This window comes from Tindallia texcoconensis, from assembly GCF_055383815.1.
Window position 1 is genome coordinate 658,785 of the sequence record NZ_AP042431.1, and the last position, 19,005, is coordinate 677,789.

Consider the following 19,005-nt stretch of genomic DNA (forward strand, 5'->3'; position numbering starts at 1 on the left):
TTGTTAAATTGCATGGATTACATCATATCTTTGATCACTTTTATAATCCGATCCGCATTTGGCACAACATATTGTTCTAATATAGGATTGAATGGAATCGGTACATTCAGTGCTCCCACCCGTTTTATGGGAGCATCTAAGTCATCAAAGCATTCATCTGCTACAATAGCCGCAATTTCAGCTCCAAATCCACTTCTCTTTATGGCCTCATGGACAACCACTAGTCGATTGGTTTTGGCAATGGACAATTTAATGGACTCAACATCTAAGGGAACCAAGGTTCTTGGATCCAAGACTTCTACAGAAATCCCTTCACCAGCCAATGATTCCGCTGCGGCTAATGCCTGAGGTACCATGCCACCAAGGGCTACTATGGTCACATCCTCCCCTTGTCTATGAATTCTGGCTTTTCCAAAGGGAATCGGATCAATGATTTCTGGTACTTCTCCTTCCATGCCATAGAGGACTTTGTTTTCAAAAAACATGACTGGGTTATCATCTCGAATGGATGTAATCAACAGTCCAGCATAGTCTTCTGGTGTTGACGGCATTACAACTTTCAAACCCGGAACATGAGTGACCCATGCTTCCAAAGACTGGGAGTGCTGTGCTGCCGCCGATATGCCTCCCCCATATGGCATACGGAGGGTCATTGGAACCATAGCCTTTCCACCAAACATATAACGCATTTTCGCTGCCTGATTTACTACTTGATCCATCGAAACCGTTAGAAAATCATTAAACATTAATTCTGCCACTGGTCTCATTCCAACGGCTGCTGCACCAACGGCTGCTCCCACAATAGCTGTTTCAGAAATCGGGGTGTCTCGAACCCTTTCTTCTCCATACTTAGTAAACAAATCTCCTGTTACACCAAAGCATCCTCCAAACTGTCCAACATCTTCTCCCAAAATAAAAACTCTGTCGTCTCGATCCATTTCTTGCCGCAAAGCTTCACGAATTGCTTCTGCGCTTGTCATTTTTGCCATCAGGACCACACCTCCTCTACCATATCTGTGTATACATCCTGAACCGCCTCTTCTTCTGCTGGATCTGGACTCTCTTTTGCAAATTTTACGGCTTTTTCCACTTGGTCTGCCACTTCTTCCTCTATGGCTTTTAACTCATGCTCTTCACAGATTTCTAGTTCTATCAGTTTCTTTCGAAATCTTCCCACAGGCTCTTTGGCTTTCCACTGTTCTACTTCTTCATCTGGGCGATAATTCGTAGGATCTCCTTCAAAATGACCTCTATGACGATAGGTTTTGCACTCAATTAAGCTTGGTCCTTCTCCGTTTCTCGCTCGTTTAACAGCTTCTTTTATAGCCTCATACACTGCTACTACATCGTTTCCATCTACTGTAACACCTGGAATCCCATAAGAAACCGCTCGATCAGAAACATCTTTAACTTTCTGATGCTTTTCTTGACTTAAGGAAATTCCATACATATTGTTTTCACATACAAATACAACTGGCAAATCCCAAACCGACGCCAGATTTATTCCTTCGTGAAAAGTGGATATATTAGAGGCTCCGTCTCCAAAGAAACATACGGTTACATCGTCTTTCTTTTGGATTTTAGCCGCAAGGCCAGCACCTGCCGCAATAGTAAAGCCGCCTCCAACAATTCCATTGGCCCCTAGAATACCCAGATCTACATCTGCTATATGCATGGATCCGCCTTTTCCTTTGCAGTATCCAGTAGCCTTCCCGTACAGTTCCGCCATCATTTCATTTAGTTGACCACCTTTTGCAATTAAATGACCATGACCACGGTGCGTACTGGTAATATAATCCGTATCCTTTAAGTTGCTACATGTACCTACTGCAACGGCTTCTTCCCCTAAATAGGAATGAACAAAACCAGGTATTTCTCCTGCTGCAAACAATTCTGTCACTCGAGTTTCAAAAATACGGATTTCCTGCATTTTACGATACATATTCAGTAACATGCCTTTTTCCATTTCCATTCACATGACACCTCCTCATTTCAATCCATTGCAACGGACACTTCGACGCATGCATTGGCCACGACCACACTATCATCAATGTCGCCAAATCCCTGAACATACAAGCCAGGAACAGCCATCCCTCCCTTCATGACCTTGATAGATTTTTGACCAACAGGTAGTACAGATAGTACTTCCGACTCCTGTATGGTTTCTGGACTAGGACAGGCGATGGTGACATGAACTCGGATTTCTTCGAAATCTTGAATCCCAAGCACTTCATCCAAACCGCAAAGACAACTGCGCCGAATAGCATCCTCTACAGCTCGTTTAGCTGCTTTCGTCATGTCTTGACCATGAAGATCTGTCCCAAAACCCAGTTCAATAATATACCGCCTCCACATCCTTCCTCACCTCCTGTTTTATCTTCCACTCCTATATATCTGCATATTTCATGCCAATTTCTAATATTCGCATAAACAAATACGTTATAGGCTCTCTTCATTGGTTTTACAAGGAAGTCTGTTTCTGTTTTCCTATAACTTCTCCCTTCAGCTACTTTCTTTCTCTTGACCAATCGTCCTATTTTCTAACGCTGTCCCTCCTGATAGCCTCCTCTACAGTGTCAGTATCCCCTTAAAACACTCTTCCTTTTTCTTTCACTACAAAAAAATGTTAGAAAACAGGTCATGTCCTGTTTTCTAACATTTTAATTTCACTCTTTTCTTTTCTCTACTTTTTTATATGATATTTTTTCATTTTCTCATAAAGAGTATTCCTTGCAATACCAAGCTGTGCGGCTGTTGCTGATACTTTACCTTTATTTCGTCCAATGGCTTCACGAATTGCTTGTGCTTCTATTTGTTCCAAGGACTGAATCTCATTTTTTTCGCTTTTTTCTTGATGGGAATAATGAGAAGCAACTCCCAGGTATGGGGGAAGCAGGTCTAGGGTTAGGGTGGATCCCTGCACCATATTAATAGCATATTCTACAACATTTTCCAGTTCACGGACGTTGCCTGGCCAATCATAGGATTCTAGCCTTTGGTATACCTCGTCTTCTATCGTATAGATTGGTTTCCCAAGTTTAAGAGCAATTTTATCGCAAAAATATGACACGAGAAGATGAATATCTTCTCTTCTTTCTCGTAGTGGGGGAACCGTAATAGACACCACATTTAAACGATAGAAAAGATCTTGACGAAATTCACCTCTGGCTACTTGTTCTTGAAGATTTTTATTCGTTGCAGCCACCAGTCGCACGTCTATAGCAATAGCGTAATCTCCTCCCACTCGTAACACACTGTTTTCTTGAAGGACACGAAGTAGGTTTGCTTGCATATCTAAAGGCATATCCCCTATTTCATCTAAAAAGACTGTACCTCCATCTGCCAACTCAAATTTTCCAGGTCTTCCGCCTTTCGAAGCCCCGGTAAAAGCTCCTTCCCGATAACCAAACAGTTCACTCTGAATCAACTCCCGAGGCATCGCGGCACAGTTTAATGCCACAAAAGGAGCATCTCTTCGATCACTAGCGTTATGTATAGCCTGAGCAATCATTTCTTTTCCAGTTCCACTTTCTCCCAGCACCAAAACCGTTGAGGGGCCTTGTGCCACATGCTTCCCTTTTTGCATCACTTTTTTTATTTGGCTACTGGTGCCAATGATATCCTTAAACCGATATCGAGCTTGAGAACCAGCTATCTTATGAATCATTTGATGAACTTGTTTCATCTCTCTAAACACCAAAACCGCACCTTTTACTTGGCCGAAACGTGTCAGAATTGGTGTTGCACTAAAGGTGCAATGAATTTGTTTTTGATCTGTTTCGATTCGTAGTTCTTCTTCCAAGCAAGGCTGTCCTGTTTTCAACACGTGTGAAATTCGCTTGTTTTCCTGAAGAATTGCTGCTGCATCCACGCCTATCAAATGACTGACATGAGCTCCAAACATTCGACCAAAAGCTGCATTGACATGGGTTATTCTCCTTTTTTCATCTAAAGACATAATCCCTTCAGAAATACTGCTCATCACAGTTGTTAAATGTTTATGGGCTTCCAATAGCTTTTCTTGGGTTTCACCCCTGTGAAGCTGATTTTCAATAGCTCTTACCGCAGCTACTACAATTCCCTGATCTTTTTTATAATTTCGTTTTACAGAACAGGACAGGTTTAAGCATCCAATGATACTTCCAGAGTACTCATGAATAGGGGCTGAGGAGCAAAACCAAGGATGATGCTTTTTGCAAAAATGTTCTGCTCCAGCTATGGCCAATGGTTTGTCCAGCATAAGACAGGTTCCTATGGCATTGGTACCAACAGAAGCTTCGCTCCAATTGGCTCCTACTGTAAAACGTATTGATTTAGATGCTTGTAGCACTTCTTCGTCTCCAATCATTTCCAAAACCTGTCCCTTTTCATCGGTAAGAACTACTACAAAGCTATTTCCTTGAACACTTTTGTAAAGAGTTTTCATAATAGGCCTTGCTATATCAAGGATATTTTTGTTTTTTTGCAATAATTTTGGAACGTCTTGTCTTTCCATAACTTTTTTGCATACCCCATCGTAAGGATCAATAGATAAGTCCAAACTTCGTTTCCAAGAAGCAGCAACTTCGCTTCGTAGAAGGTCCACAGGTGGTATCTTTGTTTTTACACATATTTCCCAAGCTTCTCGAAGAGAATCGTTCTCCAATACCATTGGCCGATTGCGCATAGTAGGTCCTCCCCAATCTTCATTCCACCATCTATAAGGTATTTTTATTCCAAAAGCTCCTCATATTGATCTCTTAACTCTTCCAAGGTTGCTGTTAATACTTCTTTTGTGTTTTCCAAGTCTTCGCAGGTCTGCTGCAATGCTGTAGCTGAACGACGCGCTTCTATTTCTTTATATCCCATTTCTCCCAACATTTCTGCTTGGCTACAAAGATATTCCATAATACTCTGAATTTTTTTCTCGCTGTAAACTGCCACCCTTTCCAAAGCTTCCAAGTATTCTTCCTCATCAAATCCAAAGGTTACTGCCTGTTGACGAAAAACCTTGACATCTGGTTCCTGTAGTAAAAATTGTCCCGTATACACGTTGGCCACATGGTATCCCCGAACCATCACTCGTGTCGCTGCATCCATCAACCCGTTTTCGCAGGGATAAATTACGTATCTCTCTCCTTCTTTAAGCATTTTATTGATTTGTTGATCGCTTATGCCACAACGATTATTGGTTGTTGGATGCTTACGATGAAATTTTACACAAATTCCACACCACCCAGATGCGGTTAGTACGTTGCCTTCTAAATCCAACACAGCTGTCAGAATTCCTGTAGCATCGTAAAGTAAATCCATCATTTTCTGAACTTTTTTCATCTCTACTAATTCAAAAAAATGATATTCCACTGTTCCCCCCCGCTTTCCACTGGTTTTTCAAGTCAGTATTACCACCACTAGCTATCAAGAGATGAGACCCCAGCTCTTTTTACTGGGGTCTTTTTTTTATTCTCCTAAGGATGCTAAATAATTAATCATATCTGCTCTGGCAATAATCCCACAGAGCTTTCCTTTTTCATTCACTACTGGCACATGATTTATTTTTTTCTTTTTCATCTTTTGGGCGATTTCAGATCCCAATGTCTCTGGTTGAACGGTCACTACTTTTTTCGTCATTATTTTTTCCACAACTGTCTTCTCCATCAGTTCAAAACCTTGCTTATAATCCATGGTTGCTCCTGGATTTTCATATGGAGAAATCCATCCTGATGAATCGAGCATAGGAACTACATGTACTTTGTTGGAATATTCAACTACGTCGCTTTCTGTTAAAATACCTACTAAATTCTCCTCCATATCTACTACTGGCAAAGCACTGATTTTTTGATCTGCAAAAATTCTTATGGCTTCCTTTAATGTGGTTCCAACGGTTACGCTAATAACTTTGGGATTCATGACATTTTTTGCCTGAACTTTCATTTGATCGCCTCCTTTTTACCGATCCTTCGCTCCTCTTTGCTTATTAAGTACCCGTTTCCAATGTCATCACAACAAATAATTATCCTCCTGCCATGGCGTATAGAATCGTAATTTGGTCTCCATCAGATAATGGATAGTCCAAAAGTCTATTGCTTCCATTGACCACAATTAGATAGTCTTCGCCATTCATTTCAAGGGTTTGCAATAAGTCTTGTACCTTTGCAGTGTCCGGTAGACATATGAACTCTTCTTTTTTTTGGTTAGTCATCCATTGAACTTTTATTTTTTTCAATATTTCCACCTGCCTTTAGTCAAACTCAAATAGGCGTCGTATTTCTTCTTCTGGCACATCAAATACAGTTTTAGAATCAGGGTTTTCTTCCACATAGAAAAATTCTGGAAGGCGATCATCATTATCACTAAAGCCAGCTCGTCGATTGAACTCTCTTTCCAGTAACAGGGTTTCTTTTGCTATGGTTTGTAATTCTTCGTAAGTACAGGAAACTCCATGTATCGCTGTTGCCATTTCTCCTAGCCACTGGGGATTCTCTCCCAATGCTCCATTAAGAAATAGACAGGTTCCAATGCAATCATGCATCGTATTAGTAATTTGGGCTTTTCTTGAAGCTTCTACTTGTCCTTTGGGGCTATGGTGTTCAATAGGCATTCGAACCGTCTGACCAGCGGTATGATCCGCACCCATGGTAGAAGTAGCATAGGTGACACCCAGCCCTTTGATAGCCCTCGGATCATAGGCTGCCATAACCTGTCCTTTCACCGCTGGAATACGCTTAACTCCAAGGACTTGGCCTGTCCGCACACCACCAGATGCAAGGATTCGACCTAACCAGGAGTTGTTTTCTATTTCATCCATCAGTTTTAATGCGCCCTGACCATCACCAAATTGAATGACTCCAGCTTCCATTGCCATAGCCATGGCTCCACCCATATCAATGGTATCCAAACCTAAATTATTGCATCGATAATTCAATTCTGCAATCACATCCAAATCTCCGATTCCACAATTGGATCCTACTAAACTAATGGTTTCATATTCTAAAGGCGCTACGGTTTCTTTCCCTTTATGATCAGGATAGACATTGGAACATCGAATAACACATCCTGGCATGCAGGAATGTGAGGTGTTTCCTTCTCCACCACGTTCTGTAATGACTTTATGCATCTTTATTCCGTTTATTTCGTCGGCCAAGGCAAAAGATCCTCTTGAAAAATTGTTGGTAGGCAGTGCCCCTAAGGTGTTGGTTACGTCTACCATGCCAGCTGTCCCATACTTGGTAAAACGGCCTAAGGCCTCATTGCCCAGAATCGCCTTGTTTAACTGAGAACGGGTCTTTTTAAGGGATGCTTCATCCTTTATATTGGGAGCCTTGGCATTAGATTCATCTAGCACAAGGGCTTTAATGCCTTTGCTTCCCATTAAAGCCCCTAAACCACCACGGCCACAGTAACGAGAAGGCCTTCCTTCGTTATCGGTATTGGCAATGCCAGCCGCTAAGGATCTACGTTCTCCGGTTGGGCCAATAAGAGAAATACCTACTTTTTCTCCAAATTGTTCTCGAAGTTTTTCTGCTGATAAATAAACTGGCATTTCCCGATAGGATTCTGCTGGTATCAATTTTATTTCATCCTTTGAAATGTAGAGTATCTGAAGGGATTCTTCTTTAGGCAGTCCTTCAAGCACAATGGCTCGAATGCCAAGTTTTCCCATTTTATATGCCATGTTTCCTCCTGCATTACTTTCTTTAATGGTGCCAGTTAAAGGGCTTTTTCCACCAATAGAAATACGATTTCCGCAAGAAATGGTTGTGCCAGCAAATAATCCTGATGCCCATATTAGTTTGTTATTTTTACCAAATACGTCGCAGTGGGGATTTACTTCCTCCGCTACTAGTTTGCTTGTCAATGCACGACCAGCTAGAAGCGTTTCCTCCTTGGATACTGTTTCTTCTTTTATAACTCCGGTTTCCAGTTGAATCCGTATGATTTTGCTCATCAGTAACCCTCCCTTAATTGATTTGTTCTATTACTTCGATAAACAAAGAAGAAATTCCTTTTTTTTCCAAAAACTACTTCCTCTGCAACGTTACATAGTAAGATGATCTTCACTCTCCTATCTAATCAAATTAGATACCTTTTTAATTCTAGTGTATCATTTTTTCACCTCACTCAGATGCTTTAGAACAAATTAAAATATATTTCCCAAAACATCGAAAGATCCCTTCATTCTGAATGCATTTGATTTTAACAACACCTTGACACTTTTTAAGGATAGGCGTACACTAATAATTGTTAGCATTTCAACCACAGGGTTCGTCTCAGGGCCACTGCAAGCGTCGTAGATTACTAAATTTATTTATCATGATTTCTTGCTTGCAGTAAACTATTTCCGTTACCAGCAAACTGCTGATACCCAAATACCTGTTTGACGATACCGCCTATACTGGCGGTTTTTTACATTGTTTTTTTAAAGGAGGTGAATAGCAATGGAAGTTCTTTTTCTTGTCATAAATCAATCAGAACGTCTTAATGAGTTACTGGAAGGGTTTTTAGAGGATGGTATTGGCGGTGCAACCGTTCTAGAATCAACAGGAATGGGACGTACACTATGTGATACTGCACCGATTTTTGGTGGTTTGAGAAAAATCCTTCAGGAATGCCGTCCTCATAATAAGACCATTTTTATGGTATTAAACACGACGGAGGAAAAAAACAAGGTTATACAACGTATCCATCAGGTCCTTGGTGACTTAACGCAACCAAACACCGGAATGTATTTTATCATGCCTGTAACAACAGCTAGTGGATTAGCAACCCCTCCTGATTAAGAAAGTGTTTTAAAATCCATTTAAAGACTGATTTAGTGATTTCTGGACGATCCAAGAATCATCGCCTGGACACACGACTATAAACTAATGTTCAGATATCGGAGGTATACAATGACTATTTATGATCAAACCTTGGGACTGGGTACATTGCTTCTCTTAGGATACTTAGGAGGCCGATTAGCCAAGTTAATTAAAATGCCCATGGTTGCTGGTTACGTCCTAATGGGACTTGCCATAGGCCCATCTTTTTTAAATATTATTCCTGGCGAATTAAACACTGATTTCGACCTGATAAAAATATTGGGCCTTGGGCTCATTGCATTGATGATTGGCGGAGAATTAGAAATTAAAAAAATAAAACATCTTGGAAAGTCAATTGCTGGGACTGCCATTATTCAAGTTATAGGGTCGTTTGTAGTTGTTTTCTCGACTATGTACTTCTTGCTTAATTTATCTTTGCCTATCTCACTTTTATTAGGTGCTATGTCCACAGCAACTGCTCCCGCTTCACCCGTGGCAGTTATTAGAGAATATAAGGCTAAAGGTCCTTTTACCACCACCTTGCTTGGTGTTGTTGCTGTCGACGATGCCATTTGTATCATTGTTTTTGGCGTTACTGCCGCCATTGCTCGAATGCTCTTAGATGGCACTTTCACATTGGGCTTGCATATGTTTGCAGAGCCAGCCATTGAACTTATTGGATCCATTGGTCTAGGAGCCATGGCCGGAATCGCTTTAACACTTACCATCAAAAAGTTATATGATAAACAGCATCAAATTGTTGTATTTGTTGGATTGGCTTTATTAGTAAGTGGCATTGCAAATAGTCTCCATCTGTCACCATTATTAGCCAATATGACCATGGGATTTTTCTTTAGCAATCTTTCCAGTAGACCTCAAACAATATCAGTCATAAGTGAGATTGACTTACCCATATTTGTTGTTTTCTTTACCCTCGCTGGCGCAAGTCTTCATATTGATGTTTTAGCGGCTAACTGGCAGATTGCTTTGGTATATATTGTAGCCCGTGGTATAGGAAAAGTGGGCGGTGCTTTTCTAGGTGCTCGAGTTTCTGGAGCTCCAGAAGTTGTACAGAAGTATTTAGGATTTGCAATGTTTTCAAAAGCTGGCGTTACGATTGGCTTGGTCATGTTGGTACAGGGACGATTCCCTGAAATCGCCGCAATTATCACAGCAATTGAACTGGCAGCCGTTACCTTCTGTGAGTTGACAGGTCCTATCGGAACACGTTTTGCTATATTTTCCTCAGGAGAAAATAATGGCGCTTTGAATGATGAACAGATTCCTATGCATGACCACACTTCTTCTGTGACGTCACCATCCTAAGCACTTGATTTTTCCTAATTTATCACCTTTTACTGTGTTTTAGAATTACCAACTCATAAAAATACCTCCAGTCTAGAACCGTCTAACTTTTATTGCTTTAGACTGTTCATTTTGGAGGTATTTTTCTGTTCTAGCTTTCTTAGAACTCTAAATAAAGTCGTTCTGCATTTTGTTTAAATCAGATAGATAAAAAACTGGACCATCTTTACATACATAGAATTCATCCAAATTGCAACGACCACATTTTCCAACGCCGCATTTCATCTTGTATTCCAGTGTGGTGATGATCTGCTCTGGTGCAAATCCTATTTTTTCTAGGGTTTGCAGTACAAATTTGATCATAATAGGTGGTCCACAGGTTACTGCAACGGTGTTTTCCGGATCTGGCGAAAGTTCTTCTAAATATTGAGGAACAAAACCAACGAATCCATTCCAATTGGGTGCCTCTACATCTACGGATAGCTTAATATCAAAATCCTTTTCTTTAGGCCAAGCGTCAAAAATATCTCTTTCAAAGATAAGGTCATCCGTGGATCTAGCCCCATAGATCAATTGTTTGGGTACTGGATACTGTTCTGGACGGTCCAGGGTATACTGAACCAGTGATCTTAACGGTGCCAAACCAATCCCACCACCAATAAAGAGCAACTTCTTGCCTTTAATCCGTTCAACAGGAAACCCAGTGCCGTAAGGCCCTCGAATGCCTACAGTCTGGCCTGGTTCTGCCTGATGCAGGGCTTCAGTCAGCTTTCCAACACGCTTGATACTACACTCCACATAATCTCGACCTGGTGGAGACGTAATGGAAAATAAGGCTTCTCCTATGCCTAGCATAGAAATCATGATGCATTGGCCAGGCATATGAGTAAAAGGTTCTACTGGCTTTAATTGAAAGGTTTTCACGTCGCTACTTTCGGGGATCACTTTAATAATATGTGCGTCCATAGGCATCAATGGATTATTTTCCATGTTCTTCCCCTCCTATTCTTGTCAGCACTGTATCCATAGAGATGCCCACAGGGCATTTATCGCCGCATCTACCGCAGCCTACACAACCCAATGCTCCTTCATTTTTTACAAAATAACTCAATTTATGATAAAATCGGTTTTGCACACGGTCTTTTCGAGTGGGCCGAGGGTTATGGCCTCCTGCCATATTGGTGTAGTCTGGGAACATACAGGAATCCCATGTTCGATACCGGACACCCTTTTCTTTACGCTGAAAGTCACGAATATCGTAACAGTGGCAAGTAGGACAATAGAAAGTACACGTCGCACACCCAATGCATCTCATGGCTAACTCATTCCAAAATGAAGATTCAAAGAAATCATCCATTTTCTGCTGTATTTCTGTTTCATCCATTGATTTAGAAAGAGGCGCCTTAGGCTCTGGAAAAACATCGCCTTCCACTATCCCCTCTTTTTGTAAAAGCTTTTGGGCCAGTGCTTGTCCTTTTTCACTCTGTGGTTTCAAATAAATTCGCTGGCTTTCTGCATCCTGGCTCAATAAGAGATCAGCAGCTTCTGTATTGCGTTTTACTCCAAAATCATCACAGCGACATTTGGGGCCCATTTCCTGACATTGATTCGCAATTAAAATCGTATTCTCCCTTTTTTCTTGATAAAGTCCGTCCACTGGTTCTTCTAGAAACACTTTATCAATTAAAAGTAGACTTTCAACATCACAGGGCTTTGCTCCTAGTATAATCTGTGGAACTGAAGCTTCTGGCGTTTCAACTTTTAATTCTCCTCCGTTTTGTCTGGCAAACTCAATATAAATTTCTGAATCCGGAAATAAATAAGACTTAATAGACCCCAAAGGAGGTTGATTCATCAAGGATAGGGGTTCTATCTCTTTTTTCTGCTCAACTGTCATTTGATTGACCGGGCGATAATGGGCCACTCCATCCTCGTAAGTGGGGGCTATAATAAGATACTCAGACATCAATGCTTGAAGGGCTCCCATCAGCTGATCAAAATTCTCTGCTGAAATTACTTGCATCATGATTTGCCCTCCTTTCCAAAAAAGTCTGGTTCCTCTGCATTGGCATGCGATAAAGGCGTCGGTACTTCATCCACTCCGGCCTGGAACTCCCCATAAAATTCATTTAATTCACGTAACAATTTTTGATTTAGCAAATGAACAGGAATGCCTTCTGGGCATACACGAGCACATTCTCCACAGCTAACGCACCGGTCAGAAACATGAAAAGCTCGTATTACATGATAAAATTGATGTTGGGCCATTTGGTCTTTGGCTCGGTCTAGGATATCTGGATTTTCTCTATCAAACACACACACTCTACAGCTGCACACTGGACAAGCATTCCGACAGGTGTAGCATCGCTTACAGCGGTTCAAGTGGCGTTTCCAAAACTCAAAGCGTTCTTCTTTGCTCATTTTTTCTAATCTGTTAATCTCAGTAAAGCTTTCTTCATGGCTTAGTGGGGATTTTTGCAAGGATTCTTGGTTTTTATCCCCCATGATTGCACAGTCAACTTCTGCTTCGATTGGAGTACGGTGGTTGCAATGCAAACAGAAAGGGGACCATTGATCTTCCCACTTCATTCCACCACATTCCACTCCAATAAGATAAAGATCTTCTTTTTGAACTCGACTTTCTGCTATCATGAGCTTGACAGCCCGATGGTCACATCCCTTCACCACCAAGGCTATTTTTTTCCCCTGAAAGCTTTCTTCTAAAAGATATTTCGATAATGCTTTCTCACAGTATTCGTCAAAAAGCAACTTATGAGTGTCTTCAGGTCGTGTTATAATGCACGGAACAGACTGTTTTGCTTGTTCTCCCGCTGTGTAGCCAAGCACCAAATCTACGGTTTCTTTCTCTAAAAGTTCTGCAGCAATCTGCTGTATTTCTTTTGTTATTTTACGCATCGGAGATCCCTCACTTTCTCGGAAGGGCCCATTTTTTTAAGTTGATTGGTGAAATCTTCTACAGTGCTTTTAAACCGATCTGCTTCGTTCCCGGAGATCCACTTAACCAGAAATCGTTCTTCATCCAAGCCCATAAACGACATCAGGCTCTTCAATAGTCTCATACGCTTACGCGTATGGTAGTTTCCTGTGTCATAGTGACAATCCCCTGGATGACATCCAGCAATCATAACGCCATCAGCTCCATTTTGAAAGGCTCGAAGTACTAAAGAAGCATCTACTCTGCTGGAACAGGGTACACGAATAATTCGAATGTTTTCTGGATACTTTAGTCTTCCTGTACCAGCCAGATCTGCTCCAGCGTAACTGCACCAGTTACAGCAAAAGGCGATGAGTTTTGGTTCAAAGGATTCTTGCATCATAACATATCCACCTCCGCCAGTAATTGTCTTGCGCTGAATCCACCTATATCCATGGCTCCGCTGCGGCATAGTCCAGCACAAGCACCACAACCCTGGCATAAGGCTCGGTTAATAGTAGCCACTGGACGCTGAATCATTTTTCCATGGGCTCTTTCTGAAATCATTTCCTGACTAATGGCTTCGTATGGACATACAGGTTTACATTGCATACAGCCACTACATAATTCTTTATCTACCATAGCCGTAGTCGGAACGCCTTTCACTTGACCTTTGTTAAATAGAACAATGGCTTTTGCAGATGCTCCACTGGCCTGTGCCACAGCCTCCGGTATATCTTTGGGTCCTTGGCATACGCCTGCCAAATACACACCTTGAGTTTGAGTTTCCACTGGTTTCAGCTTCGCGTGGGCTTCTGAATAAAAACCATCACGATCTGATGAAATCCCAAGCATGCCAGCCAATTTTTTCGCATCTTTCTGGGGTTCAATGCTGGTAGCCAGCACCACTAAATCTGCTTCTACCTCCACCTGTTCTCCCATAGATCCATCAAAACCACGCACCAACAAACGATTTTCTGCATCTGCTAGAGGCTCTACTTTAGATACGTGTCCCCGTAGGTAGTTTGCTCCCTGCTGTCGTGCTCGTTCATAAAACTCTTCATAATTTTTTCCAGCTGTTCGTACATCAATATAAAACACATAACTCTCTGTATCTGGAAATTTTTCATTTAGCAATAAGGTATGTTTTGCTGTGTACAAGCAACATACTTTTGAGCAGTATGCATTCCCATCGTGTCGATCTCTAGATCCAGCACATTGGATAAACACAATTTTTTGGGGTTCTTTACCATTAGAAGGGCGATACAATTTTCCTTGGGTTGGTCCCGAAGCATTTAACATCCGCTCCAACTCTAAGCTAGTAATTACATCTGGATGGTGTCCATAATGATATTCCCCTAAATGTGTTGGCTCCTTTAATTCAAATCCTGTTGCTACTACAATAGCGCCATAGTCTTGTTCAATAAGTTCATCCTGCATTTCATAGTTAACAGCATCTGTTGGGCATATTTTTTTGCATAGGCCACATTTTCCAGTTTTAAAGTAAATACAGTTGTCTCGGTCTAGTACTGGCTTGTTGGGAACGGCTTGAGCAAACAAAGTATACATGGCCTTTCGTTTGCTATGACCTTGGTCAAATTCGTTATCGACTTTGGCTGGGCATTTGGTCACACACTCTCCACATCCTGTGCATCGCTCTTCGTCTACACTAGTGGCTCGTCTGCGTAAAGTAGCATGAAAGTTCCCGACGTAACCAGAAAGATCTTCTAATTCTGAATAGGTATATAGGTTTATATTATCATGAGTTGCTGCTTCCACCATTTTAGGGGTCAGAATACAAGCAGAACAATCCAATGTGGGAAATGTCTTGTCAAACTGGGCCATTTTTCCACCTATAGAAGGCTGTTTTTCCAATAAATCCACTGGATAACCAGCATCCGCAATATCTAAGGCGGCCTGAATCCCAGCTATTCCTCCACCAATCACCAAGGCTCTTTTGTTTACTTGTAACTCTTCGGCCTGCAATGGAGTTGCATAATAGCTTTTAGCAACCGCTTTTTTCACCAAATCAATGGCTTTTACCGTAGCTTTTGCTTTGTCTGTATGCACCCAGGAGCAATGCTCCCTTATATTGGCTATTTCAACGTAATACGGGTTTAATCCTTTACGACTCATTAGTTGCTGAAATGTGGCTTCATGCATACGTGGTGAACAGGCGCCTATGACAACCCGATCCAATTGATGTTCCTCAATGGCATTGCCAATGTCTGTTTGACCCACTTCTGAGCATAGGTACTGAACATCTTTTGTATATACAACGTGTGGCATTTGACCCACTGATTTGGCCACTTGCTCTACGTCCACCATGTTTTTTATATTACTTCCACACCAGCAGATGAAAACTCCAATTTTCAATGGTTTCCCTCCCTACCTGGCTTATTTTAACGTCTGTATTTTCGCATGTTTGCAATCACTGCCTGTCTTGGGATTCCTTTTGGAATCTCTTGAAGGACATTGGTTCGACCTCTTTCTCTTAGGATCATGGCCCGAAATCCTTCCATTACTTTTGCTGGTTCTATATCTCGAGGGCATCGGCTGGAACAGGCTAGACAGGAAGCACAAATCCACAGAGATTTGCTGCTAAGAATTTTTTCGTAAAGACCAAGGTTGGTCATTCGCATCATCTGATGAGGCATATAATCCATTTCATCTGCAAAAGGACATCCTGCACTGCATTTCATGCATTGATAACAATCCTTAACATCTTTTTTTATGATGTCTGCCAGTTCTTCACGCTGATGACTGGCTGCTGTTTTCTGTGGAATTCGCATAGGTCTCCCCCTTTCTTTCAAGGGCTTCCATCCCGCCCATTGCTTCTACAATAGGTACCGTCATATAATTGATTGGTAGCTTTTCTTCTTGTTCTAGCGTTTCCTGGCACTTTTCCAAATTATATTTACATAAAGGACAAGCTGTAATCATTTGAGTAGCCCCTGCTCTTTTGGCTGATTCCACAAGCTTTAGACTCATTTGACGACTAACGCCTTCTTCTTGACAGGTATGATAAGATCCACAGCAATCTGTGCTATACGGGTAGGTTACAGGTTCTGCCCCTAAGCTTTGAACGATTTCTTCCATCAGCTTCGGATTTTCTCCATCCACTAAGTTTATTTCTTTTTGTGGCCGAAGAAATAAGCATCCATAGTAGCTAGCAATCTTTTCATCTTTTAAAGGATTCGAAATCGATTCTTTAAGGGTTTTCATTCCTACTAAATCTCTTAAGACTTCCATTAAGTGATACACTTTTGTCTGTCCACTGTATTCTATTTCCAGATAATTCTCTACTCTGGTTTTTGCTTCTTTATCTTCTTTCATCCTTGCATTGACACGTTTTAACACATGATAACAGGCACTACACAGTGTAAGTAATCCTTCTCGTTCTTCTTTCTCTGTTTGCTTTAAGGCTCTCACCGAAGCGAGCAATCCCACATACTCATCTTGAGCTAGCGGGTAAACTGCACCACAACACTCCCATTCTTCTAACTCCTGAACCTGAACGTCAAGAGCCGATAGGATTGCCAGTGATTCTTGTTCAAAACCATCTTTTTTTTGTGCTCTTACGGTACAGCCGGGATAGTATCCTAGCATATCATTCGCTCCCCTTTTCCGTTTGGATTAGCGTTTATCCCTTCATTTTTGGATTCAATTTTTCCGGTAATGGAATTAAAATTGGTGATAATAATGTTTTGTCAATGCCAGCTTCTTTTAATTCTTTTTCAAAAGCATCCACATGACTTACACTTAGTTCTACGCTTTGACCATTCTTTTCTAGTGCACTGGCAGCAGCATAACGGCCGGCTCTTCGTCCCATAACCAGAATGTCTAGCAGTGAATTACCCATTAAACGATTTCGACCATGAATGCCACCAGAAGCTTCTCCAGCGATATAAAGGTTTTCTACGGTGCTTTCTGCCTGATCATTAATGAGAACGCCACCATTTTGATAATGCAAGGTTGGATATACCAGAATTGGCTCTTTTCGTATATCTACATCAAATCGATAAAACTGACGGAACATGGCTGGGATTTCTTTTTCTATGGTTCCTTCTCCGTGTAACGCTTCAATCATTGGAGAATCTAACCATACTCCCATCATACCAGAAGGTGCTTGAATCCCATTGCCACGGTGGCATTCACGGATAATGGCAGAAGCTTCCACGTCTCTCGTCTCCAAATGATACACAAATTGTTCTCCATGGATATTAATGGGTGTTCCACCTAATCCACGAACTTTTTCTGTAATAAGAAATCCTTCAACTTGTTCTGGAAAGGAAGCCCCTGTTGGATGATATTGAACCGTGTCCATAAAAGCTAATTTAGCTCCCGCTCGATATGCCAGTACTAGCCCATCGGCTGTAGCCCCATAATGATTGGATGTTGGGAAATTCTGAGTATGAAGCCTTCCCATTCCTCCAGTTGCTAAAATCACAGATTTTGCTTTTACTACCATGTATTCTTGGGTTTCCATATTATATAATACAGCTCCAGCTGCTTTTCCGTTATGATCCAACAATAATTCTACGGCTGCACAAAATTCTACTACATTAATATCTCTGCAAATCACTTCATCCCGAAGGGTCCTCATAATTTCAGCACCGGTATAGTCTCTGGCAGAGTGCATTCGCATCCTGGACGTACCACCGCCATGCTTTGTCTTCATGGTGCCATCTGTCTCTTTATCGAACATACATCCCATTTCTTCTAACCAATGGATAACATCCGGCGCATCCGTAACCAATGCTTTTACCAATTCAGGAATGTTTGAATAGTGTCCTCCACCCATTACATCTAGATAGTGGGTCGCTGGAGAGTCAGAAGGTTTGTCTGCTGCCTGAATTCCACCTTGTGCCATTACGGTATTGGCATCTCCAAAACGTAGTTTTGTTGCCATCATCACATCTGCTCCAGCTTCATGTGCGATAAGGGATGCAGCTGCTCCACCGCCACCGCCACCAATAACCAGCACGTCTACTTCCTTGTCTGGCTGTTTAAGATCAAATCGACTCCGATCCATTCGAGCATATGCTTCCAAAACATCTGCTACTTCATGAGGAAAACGATCTCCTTTGTTGGGGCCTACAGTTGCTTTTCGAAATTGTTCTTCTATATAATCTGGATGATGATTCTTTAAAACATCTTGTTTTTCTTCTGGTGTCATCCTAGGATAATCATGGCCTAAACGCTCTGATCTAGTGGCTTCCACCTTTTTAATTAACTGACGCATTTCAGGTGTATAACTCATGCTTTCCGCCCTCCTTATTCAATGTCTCGGTTATTGTATTGTTCTGCCAATTCTTCTTTGCTAGCAGTGGCTAGCCTATCGATCTCTGCATCGTATTTTCCTTCTTGAATTTCTTGCAACCGGATCTTCAGATCTTCGGCTCTAGGAACCATATACCGACTATGCAATCTTCTGCTCAATAAAGCTACTTTATACTGAAGAATATTGGCAGGGCATTTGGTGGCACATAGGCCGCACATAAGACAATCAAAAGATTCGTCTGCAGCTTTTGTAATTTCACCTCGAATGCAATGAGCAATATACTTCATTACTTTTATATCCTGAGGACAAACATTGCTACAGGCATTGCAGCCTACGCATTTTGTAATTTCTGGATATATTTCTGTTATCTGGTCTGCGTCTCCCTGTAGTTCTTCCAGTTGATATTGCACTTTATGGGCTGGATAAAAAGGAATCTGTGTCAGATACATATCTTGTTCCACTTTAGTTTGACAAGCCAACCCAACTTTTAACTCGTGATCTCCTGCTACTCTGTAAACAGTGGAGCAGGCACCACAAAACCCAGCACGACATCCACAGCCTCGGATCAAGGTGTACCCAGCATACTCAAATCCTTTCATAATGGTCAAGGACTCAGGTACTGTATATTTCTTTCCCATAATGTAGATGTCCACCATTTTCTGACTTTGAGTCTTTTCTTGATTTTGTACTTCTTTCGTCAC

Annotated in this window: 19 protein-coding genes; 2 read left to right on the forward strand and 17 right to left on the reverse strand. The window is 41.5% G+C overall.

Translation table 11 applies throughout. The features are described from left to right. Positions 1 to 17: 17 nt before the first annotated feature. The 8 genes from ACZ47N_RS03110 to ACZ47N_RS03145 form a co-directional block, all read right to left on the reverse strand. The gene (locus tag ACZ47N_RS03110; protein WP_464887685.1) at positions 18 to 989 is read right to left on the reverse strand and encodes an alpha-ketoacid dehydrogenase subunit beta; all 972 of its coding nucleotides are present in this window, start codon (positions 987 to 989) and stop codon (positions 18 to 20) included. Continuing rightward, positions 989 to 1,972, reverse strand: coding sequence for a thiamine pyrophosphate-dependent dehydrogenase E1 component subunit alpha (locus ACZ47N_RS03115; RefSeq protein ID WP_464887686.1), 984 nt, complete (start codon positions 1,970 to 1,972; stop codon positions 989 to 991). The genes ACZ47N_RS03110 and ACZ47N_RS03115 overlap by 1 nt, the downstream gene beginning before the upstream one ends. Before the next feature lie 20 nt (positions 1,973 to 1,992). Continuing rightward, the gene (locus ACZ47N_RS03120; protein ID WP_464887687.1) at positions 1,993 to 2,355 is read right to left on the reverse strand and encodes a Lin0512 family protein; all 363 of its coding nucleotides are present in this window, start codon (positions 2,353 to 2,355) and stop codon (positions 1,993 to 1,995) included. Between the two features lie 328 nt (positions 2,356 to 2,683). After that, a complete protein-coding gene (locus tag ACZ47N_RS03125) occupies positions 2,684 to 4,666 on the reverse strand; it encodes a sigma-54-dependent Fis family transcriptional regulator (RefSeq protein WP_464887688.1) in 1,983 nt (660 codons plus the stop codon). A 44-nt stretch (positions 4,667 to 4,710) separates the two neighbouring features. Beyond that, the gene (locus tag ACZ47N_RS03130) at positions 4,711 to 5,343 is read right to left on the reverse strand and encodes a PocR ligand-binding domain-containing protein (RefSeq protein WP_464887689.1); all 633 of its coding nucleotides are present in this window, start codon (positions 5,341 to 5,343) and stop codon (positions 4,711 to 4,713) included. 96 nt (positions 5,344 to 5,439) lie between these two features. Then, complete coding sequence (locus tag ACZ47N_RS03135; protein WP_464887690.1) at positions 5,440 to 5,913, reverse strand: CBS domain-containing protein; 474 nt, start codon at positions 5,911 to 5,913, stop codon at positions 5,440 to 5,442. A gap of 79 nt (positions 5,914 to 5,992) precedes the next feature. Beyond that, positions 5,993 to 6,205 (reverse strand): MoaD/ThiS family protein, encoded by a 213-nt coding sequence (locus ACZ47N_RS03140; RefSeq protein ID WP_464887691.1) that lies wholly within the window; start codon positions 6,203 to 6,205, stop codon positions 5,993 to 5,995. 15 nt (positions 6,206 to 6,220) lie between these two features. Then, a complete protein-coding gene (locus ACZ47N_RS03145) occupies positions 6,221 to 7,927 on the reverse strand; it encodes an aldehyde ferredoxin oxidoreductase C-terminal domain-containing protein (protein WP_464887692.1) in 1,707 nt (568 codons plus the stop codon). Positions 7,928 to 8,417: 490 nt separating this feature from the next. Here ACZ47N_RS03145 and ACZ47N_RS03150 point away from each other — a divergent pair, with 490 nt between their 5' ends. Both ACZ47N_RS03150 and ACZ47N_RS03155 read left to right on the forward strand, forming a co-directional pair. Continuing rightward, positions 8,418 to 8,759 carry a hypothetical protein gene (locus ACZ47N_RS03150; protein WP_464887693.1) on the forward strand — a complete coding sequence of 114 codons (342 nt, stop codon included), beginning with the start codon at positions 8,418 to 8,420 and terminating at the stop codon, positions 8,757 to 8,759. 111 nt (positions 8,760 to 8,870) lie between these two features. Further along, the gene (locus tag ACZ47N_RS03155) at positions 8,871 to 10,106 is read left to right on the forward strand and encodes a cation:proton antiporter (protein ID WP_464887694.1); all 1,236 of its coding nucleotides are present in this window, start codon (positions 8,871 to 8,873) and stop codon (positions 10,104 to 10,106) included. A 147-nt stretch (positions 10,107 to 10,253) separates the two neighbouring features. On the opposite strand, the gene ACZ47N_RS03160 is transcribed toward ACZ47N_RS03155, so the two are convergent. Genes ACZ47N_RS03160 through ACZ47N_RS03200 form a run of 9 tightly spaced genes read right to left on the reverse strand, consistent with a single transcriptional unit; the run spans position 10,254 to position 19,005 of the window. Further along, positions 10,254 to 11,075, reverse strand: coding sequence for an FAD/NAD(P)-binding protein (locus ACZ47N_RS03160; protein ID WP_464887695.1), 822 nt, complete (start codon positions 11,073 to 11,075; stop codon positions 10,254 to 10,256). Continuing rightward, a complete protein-coding gene (locus ACZ47N_RS03165) occupies positions 11,065 to 12,111 on the reverse strand; it encodes a 4Fe-4S dicluster domain-containing protein (protein WP_464887696.1) in 1,047 nt (348 codons plus the stop codon). Before ACZ47N_RS03165 ends, ACZ47N_RS03160 begins: the two co-directional genes overlap by 11 nt. Beyond that, positions 12,108 to 13,001 carry a 4Fe-4S dicluster domain-containing protein gene (locus tag ACZ47N_RS03170; RefSeq protein ID WP_464887697.1) on the reverse strand — a complete coding sequence of 298 codons (894 nt, stop codon included), beginning with the start codon at positions 12,999 to 13,001 and terminating at the stop codon, positions 12,108 to 12,110. The genes ACZ47N_RS03165 and ACZ47N_RS03170 overlap by 4 nt, the downstream gene beginning before the upstream one ends. Next, positions 12,989 to 13,423, reverse strand: a complete 435-nt coding sequence (locus ACZ47N_RS03175) for a hydrogenase iron-sulfur subunit (RefSeq protein ID WP_464887698.1) — start codon at positions 13,421 to 13,423, stop codon at positions 12,989 to 12,991. The genes ACZ47N_RS03170 and ACZ47N_RS03175 overlap by 13 nt, the downstream gene beginning before the upstream one ends. Next, positions 13,420 to 15,396, reverse strand: a complete 1,977-nt coding sequence (locus tag ACZ47N_RS03180) for a 4Fe-4S binding protein (RefSeq protein ID WP_464887699.1) — start codon at positions 15,394 to 15,396, stop codon at positions 13,420 to 13,422. The genes ACZ47N_RS03175 and ACZ47N_RS03180 overlap by 4 nt, the downstream gene beginning before the upstream one ends. A 26-nt stretch (positions 15,397 to 15,422) precedes the next feature. Beyond that, on the reverse strand, positions 15,423 to 15,812 hold the full coding sequence (locus ACZ47N_RS03185; RefSeq protein ID WP_464887700.1) for a 4Fe-4S dicluster domain-containing protein: 390 nt from the start codon (positions 15,810 to 15,812) through the stop codon (positions 15,423 to 15,425). After that, positions 15,772 to 16,629 (reverse strand): CoB--CoM heterodisulfide reductase iron-sulfur subunit B family protein, encoded by an 858-nt coding sequence (locus ACZ47N_RS03190; protein WP_464887701.1) that lies wholly within the window; start codon positions 16,627 to 16,629, stop codon positions 15,772 to 15,774. Before ACZ47N_RS03190 ends, ACZ47N_RS03185 begins: the two co-directional genes overlap by 41 nt. A 34-nt stretch (positions 16,630 to 16,663) precedes the next feature. Continuing rightward, complete coding sequence (locus ACZ47N_RS03195; RefSeq protein WP_464887702.1) at positions 16,664 to 18,283, reverse strand: FAD-binding protein; 1,620 nt, start codon at positions 18,281 to 18,283, stop codon at positions 16,664 to 16,666. Positions 18,284 to 18,297: 14 nt separating this feature from the next. After that, positions 18,298 to 19,005: a 4Fe-4S dicluster domain-containing protein gene (locus ACZ47N_RS03200; protein ID WP_464887703.1), complete on the reverse strand. Its 708-nt coding sequence runs from the start codon at positions 19,003 to 19,005 to the stop codon at positions 18,298 to 18,300.

Bases quoted from the DNA above. Each gene is read 5' to 3' on its own strand.
- ACZ47N_RS03110 (WP_464887685.1), bottom strand. From the start codon at position 989: ATGGCAAAAATGACAAGCGCAGAAGCAATTCGTGAAGCTTTGCGGCAA.
- ACZ47N_RS03115 (WP_464887686.1), bottom strand. From the start codon at position 1,972: ATGGAAATGGAAAAAGGCATGTTACTGAATATGTATCGTAAAATGCAG.
- ACZ47N_RS03120 (WP_464887687.1), bottom strand. From the start codon at position 2,355: ATGTGGAGGCGGTATATTATTGAACTGGGTTTTGGGACAGATCTTCAT.
- ACZ47N_RS03125 (WP_464887688.1), bottom strand. From the start codon at position 4,666: ATGCGCAATCGGCCAATGGTATTGGAGAACGATTCTCTTCGAGAAGCT.
- ACZ47N_RS03135 (WP_464887690.1), bottom strand. From the start codon at position 5,913: ATGAAAGTTCAGGCAAAAAATGTCATGAATCCCAAAGTTATTAGCGTA.
- ACZ47N_RS03145 (WP_464887692.1), bottom strand. From the start codon at position 7,927: ATGAGCAAAATCATACGGATTCAACTGGAAACCGGAGTTATAAAAGAA.
- ACZ47N_RS03150 (WP_464887693.1), top strand. From the start codon at position 8,418: ATGGAAGTTCTTTTTCTTGTCATAAATCAATCAGAACGTCTTAATGAG.
- ACZ47N_RS03155 (WP_464887694.1), top strand. From the start codon at position 8,871: ATGACTATTTATGATCAAACCTTGGGACTGGGTACATTGCTTCTCTTA.
- ACZ47N_RS03160 (WP_464887695.1), bottom strand. From the start codon at position 11,075: ATGGAAAATAATCCATTGATGCCTATGGACGCACATATTATTAAAGTG.
- ACZ47N_RS03165 (WP_464887696.1), bottom strand. From the start codon at position 12,111: ATGATGCAAGTAATTTCAGCAGAGAATTTTGATCAGCTGATGGGAGCC.
- ACZ47N_RS03170 (WP_464887697.1), bottom strand. From the start codon at position 13,001: ATGCGTAAAATAACAAAAGAAATACAGCAGATTGCTGCAGAACTTTTA.
- ACZ47N_RS03175 (WP_464887698.1), bottom strand. From the start codon at position 13,423: ATGATGCAAGAATCCTTTGAACCAAAACTCATCGCCTTTTGCTGTAAC.
- ACZ47N_RS03185 (WP_464887700.1), bottom strand. From the start codon at position 15,812: ATGCGAATTCCACAGAAAACAGCAGCCAGTCATCAGCGTGAAGAACTG.
- ACZ47N_RS03190 (WP_464887701.1), bottom strand. From the start codon at position 16,629: ATGCTAGGATACTATCCCGGCTGTACCGTAAGAGCACAAAAAAAAGAT.
- ACZ47N_RS03195 (WP_464887702.1), bottom strand. From the start codon at position 18,283: ATGAGTTATACACCTGAAATGCGTCAGTTAATTAAAAAGGTGGAAGCC.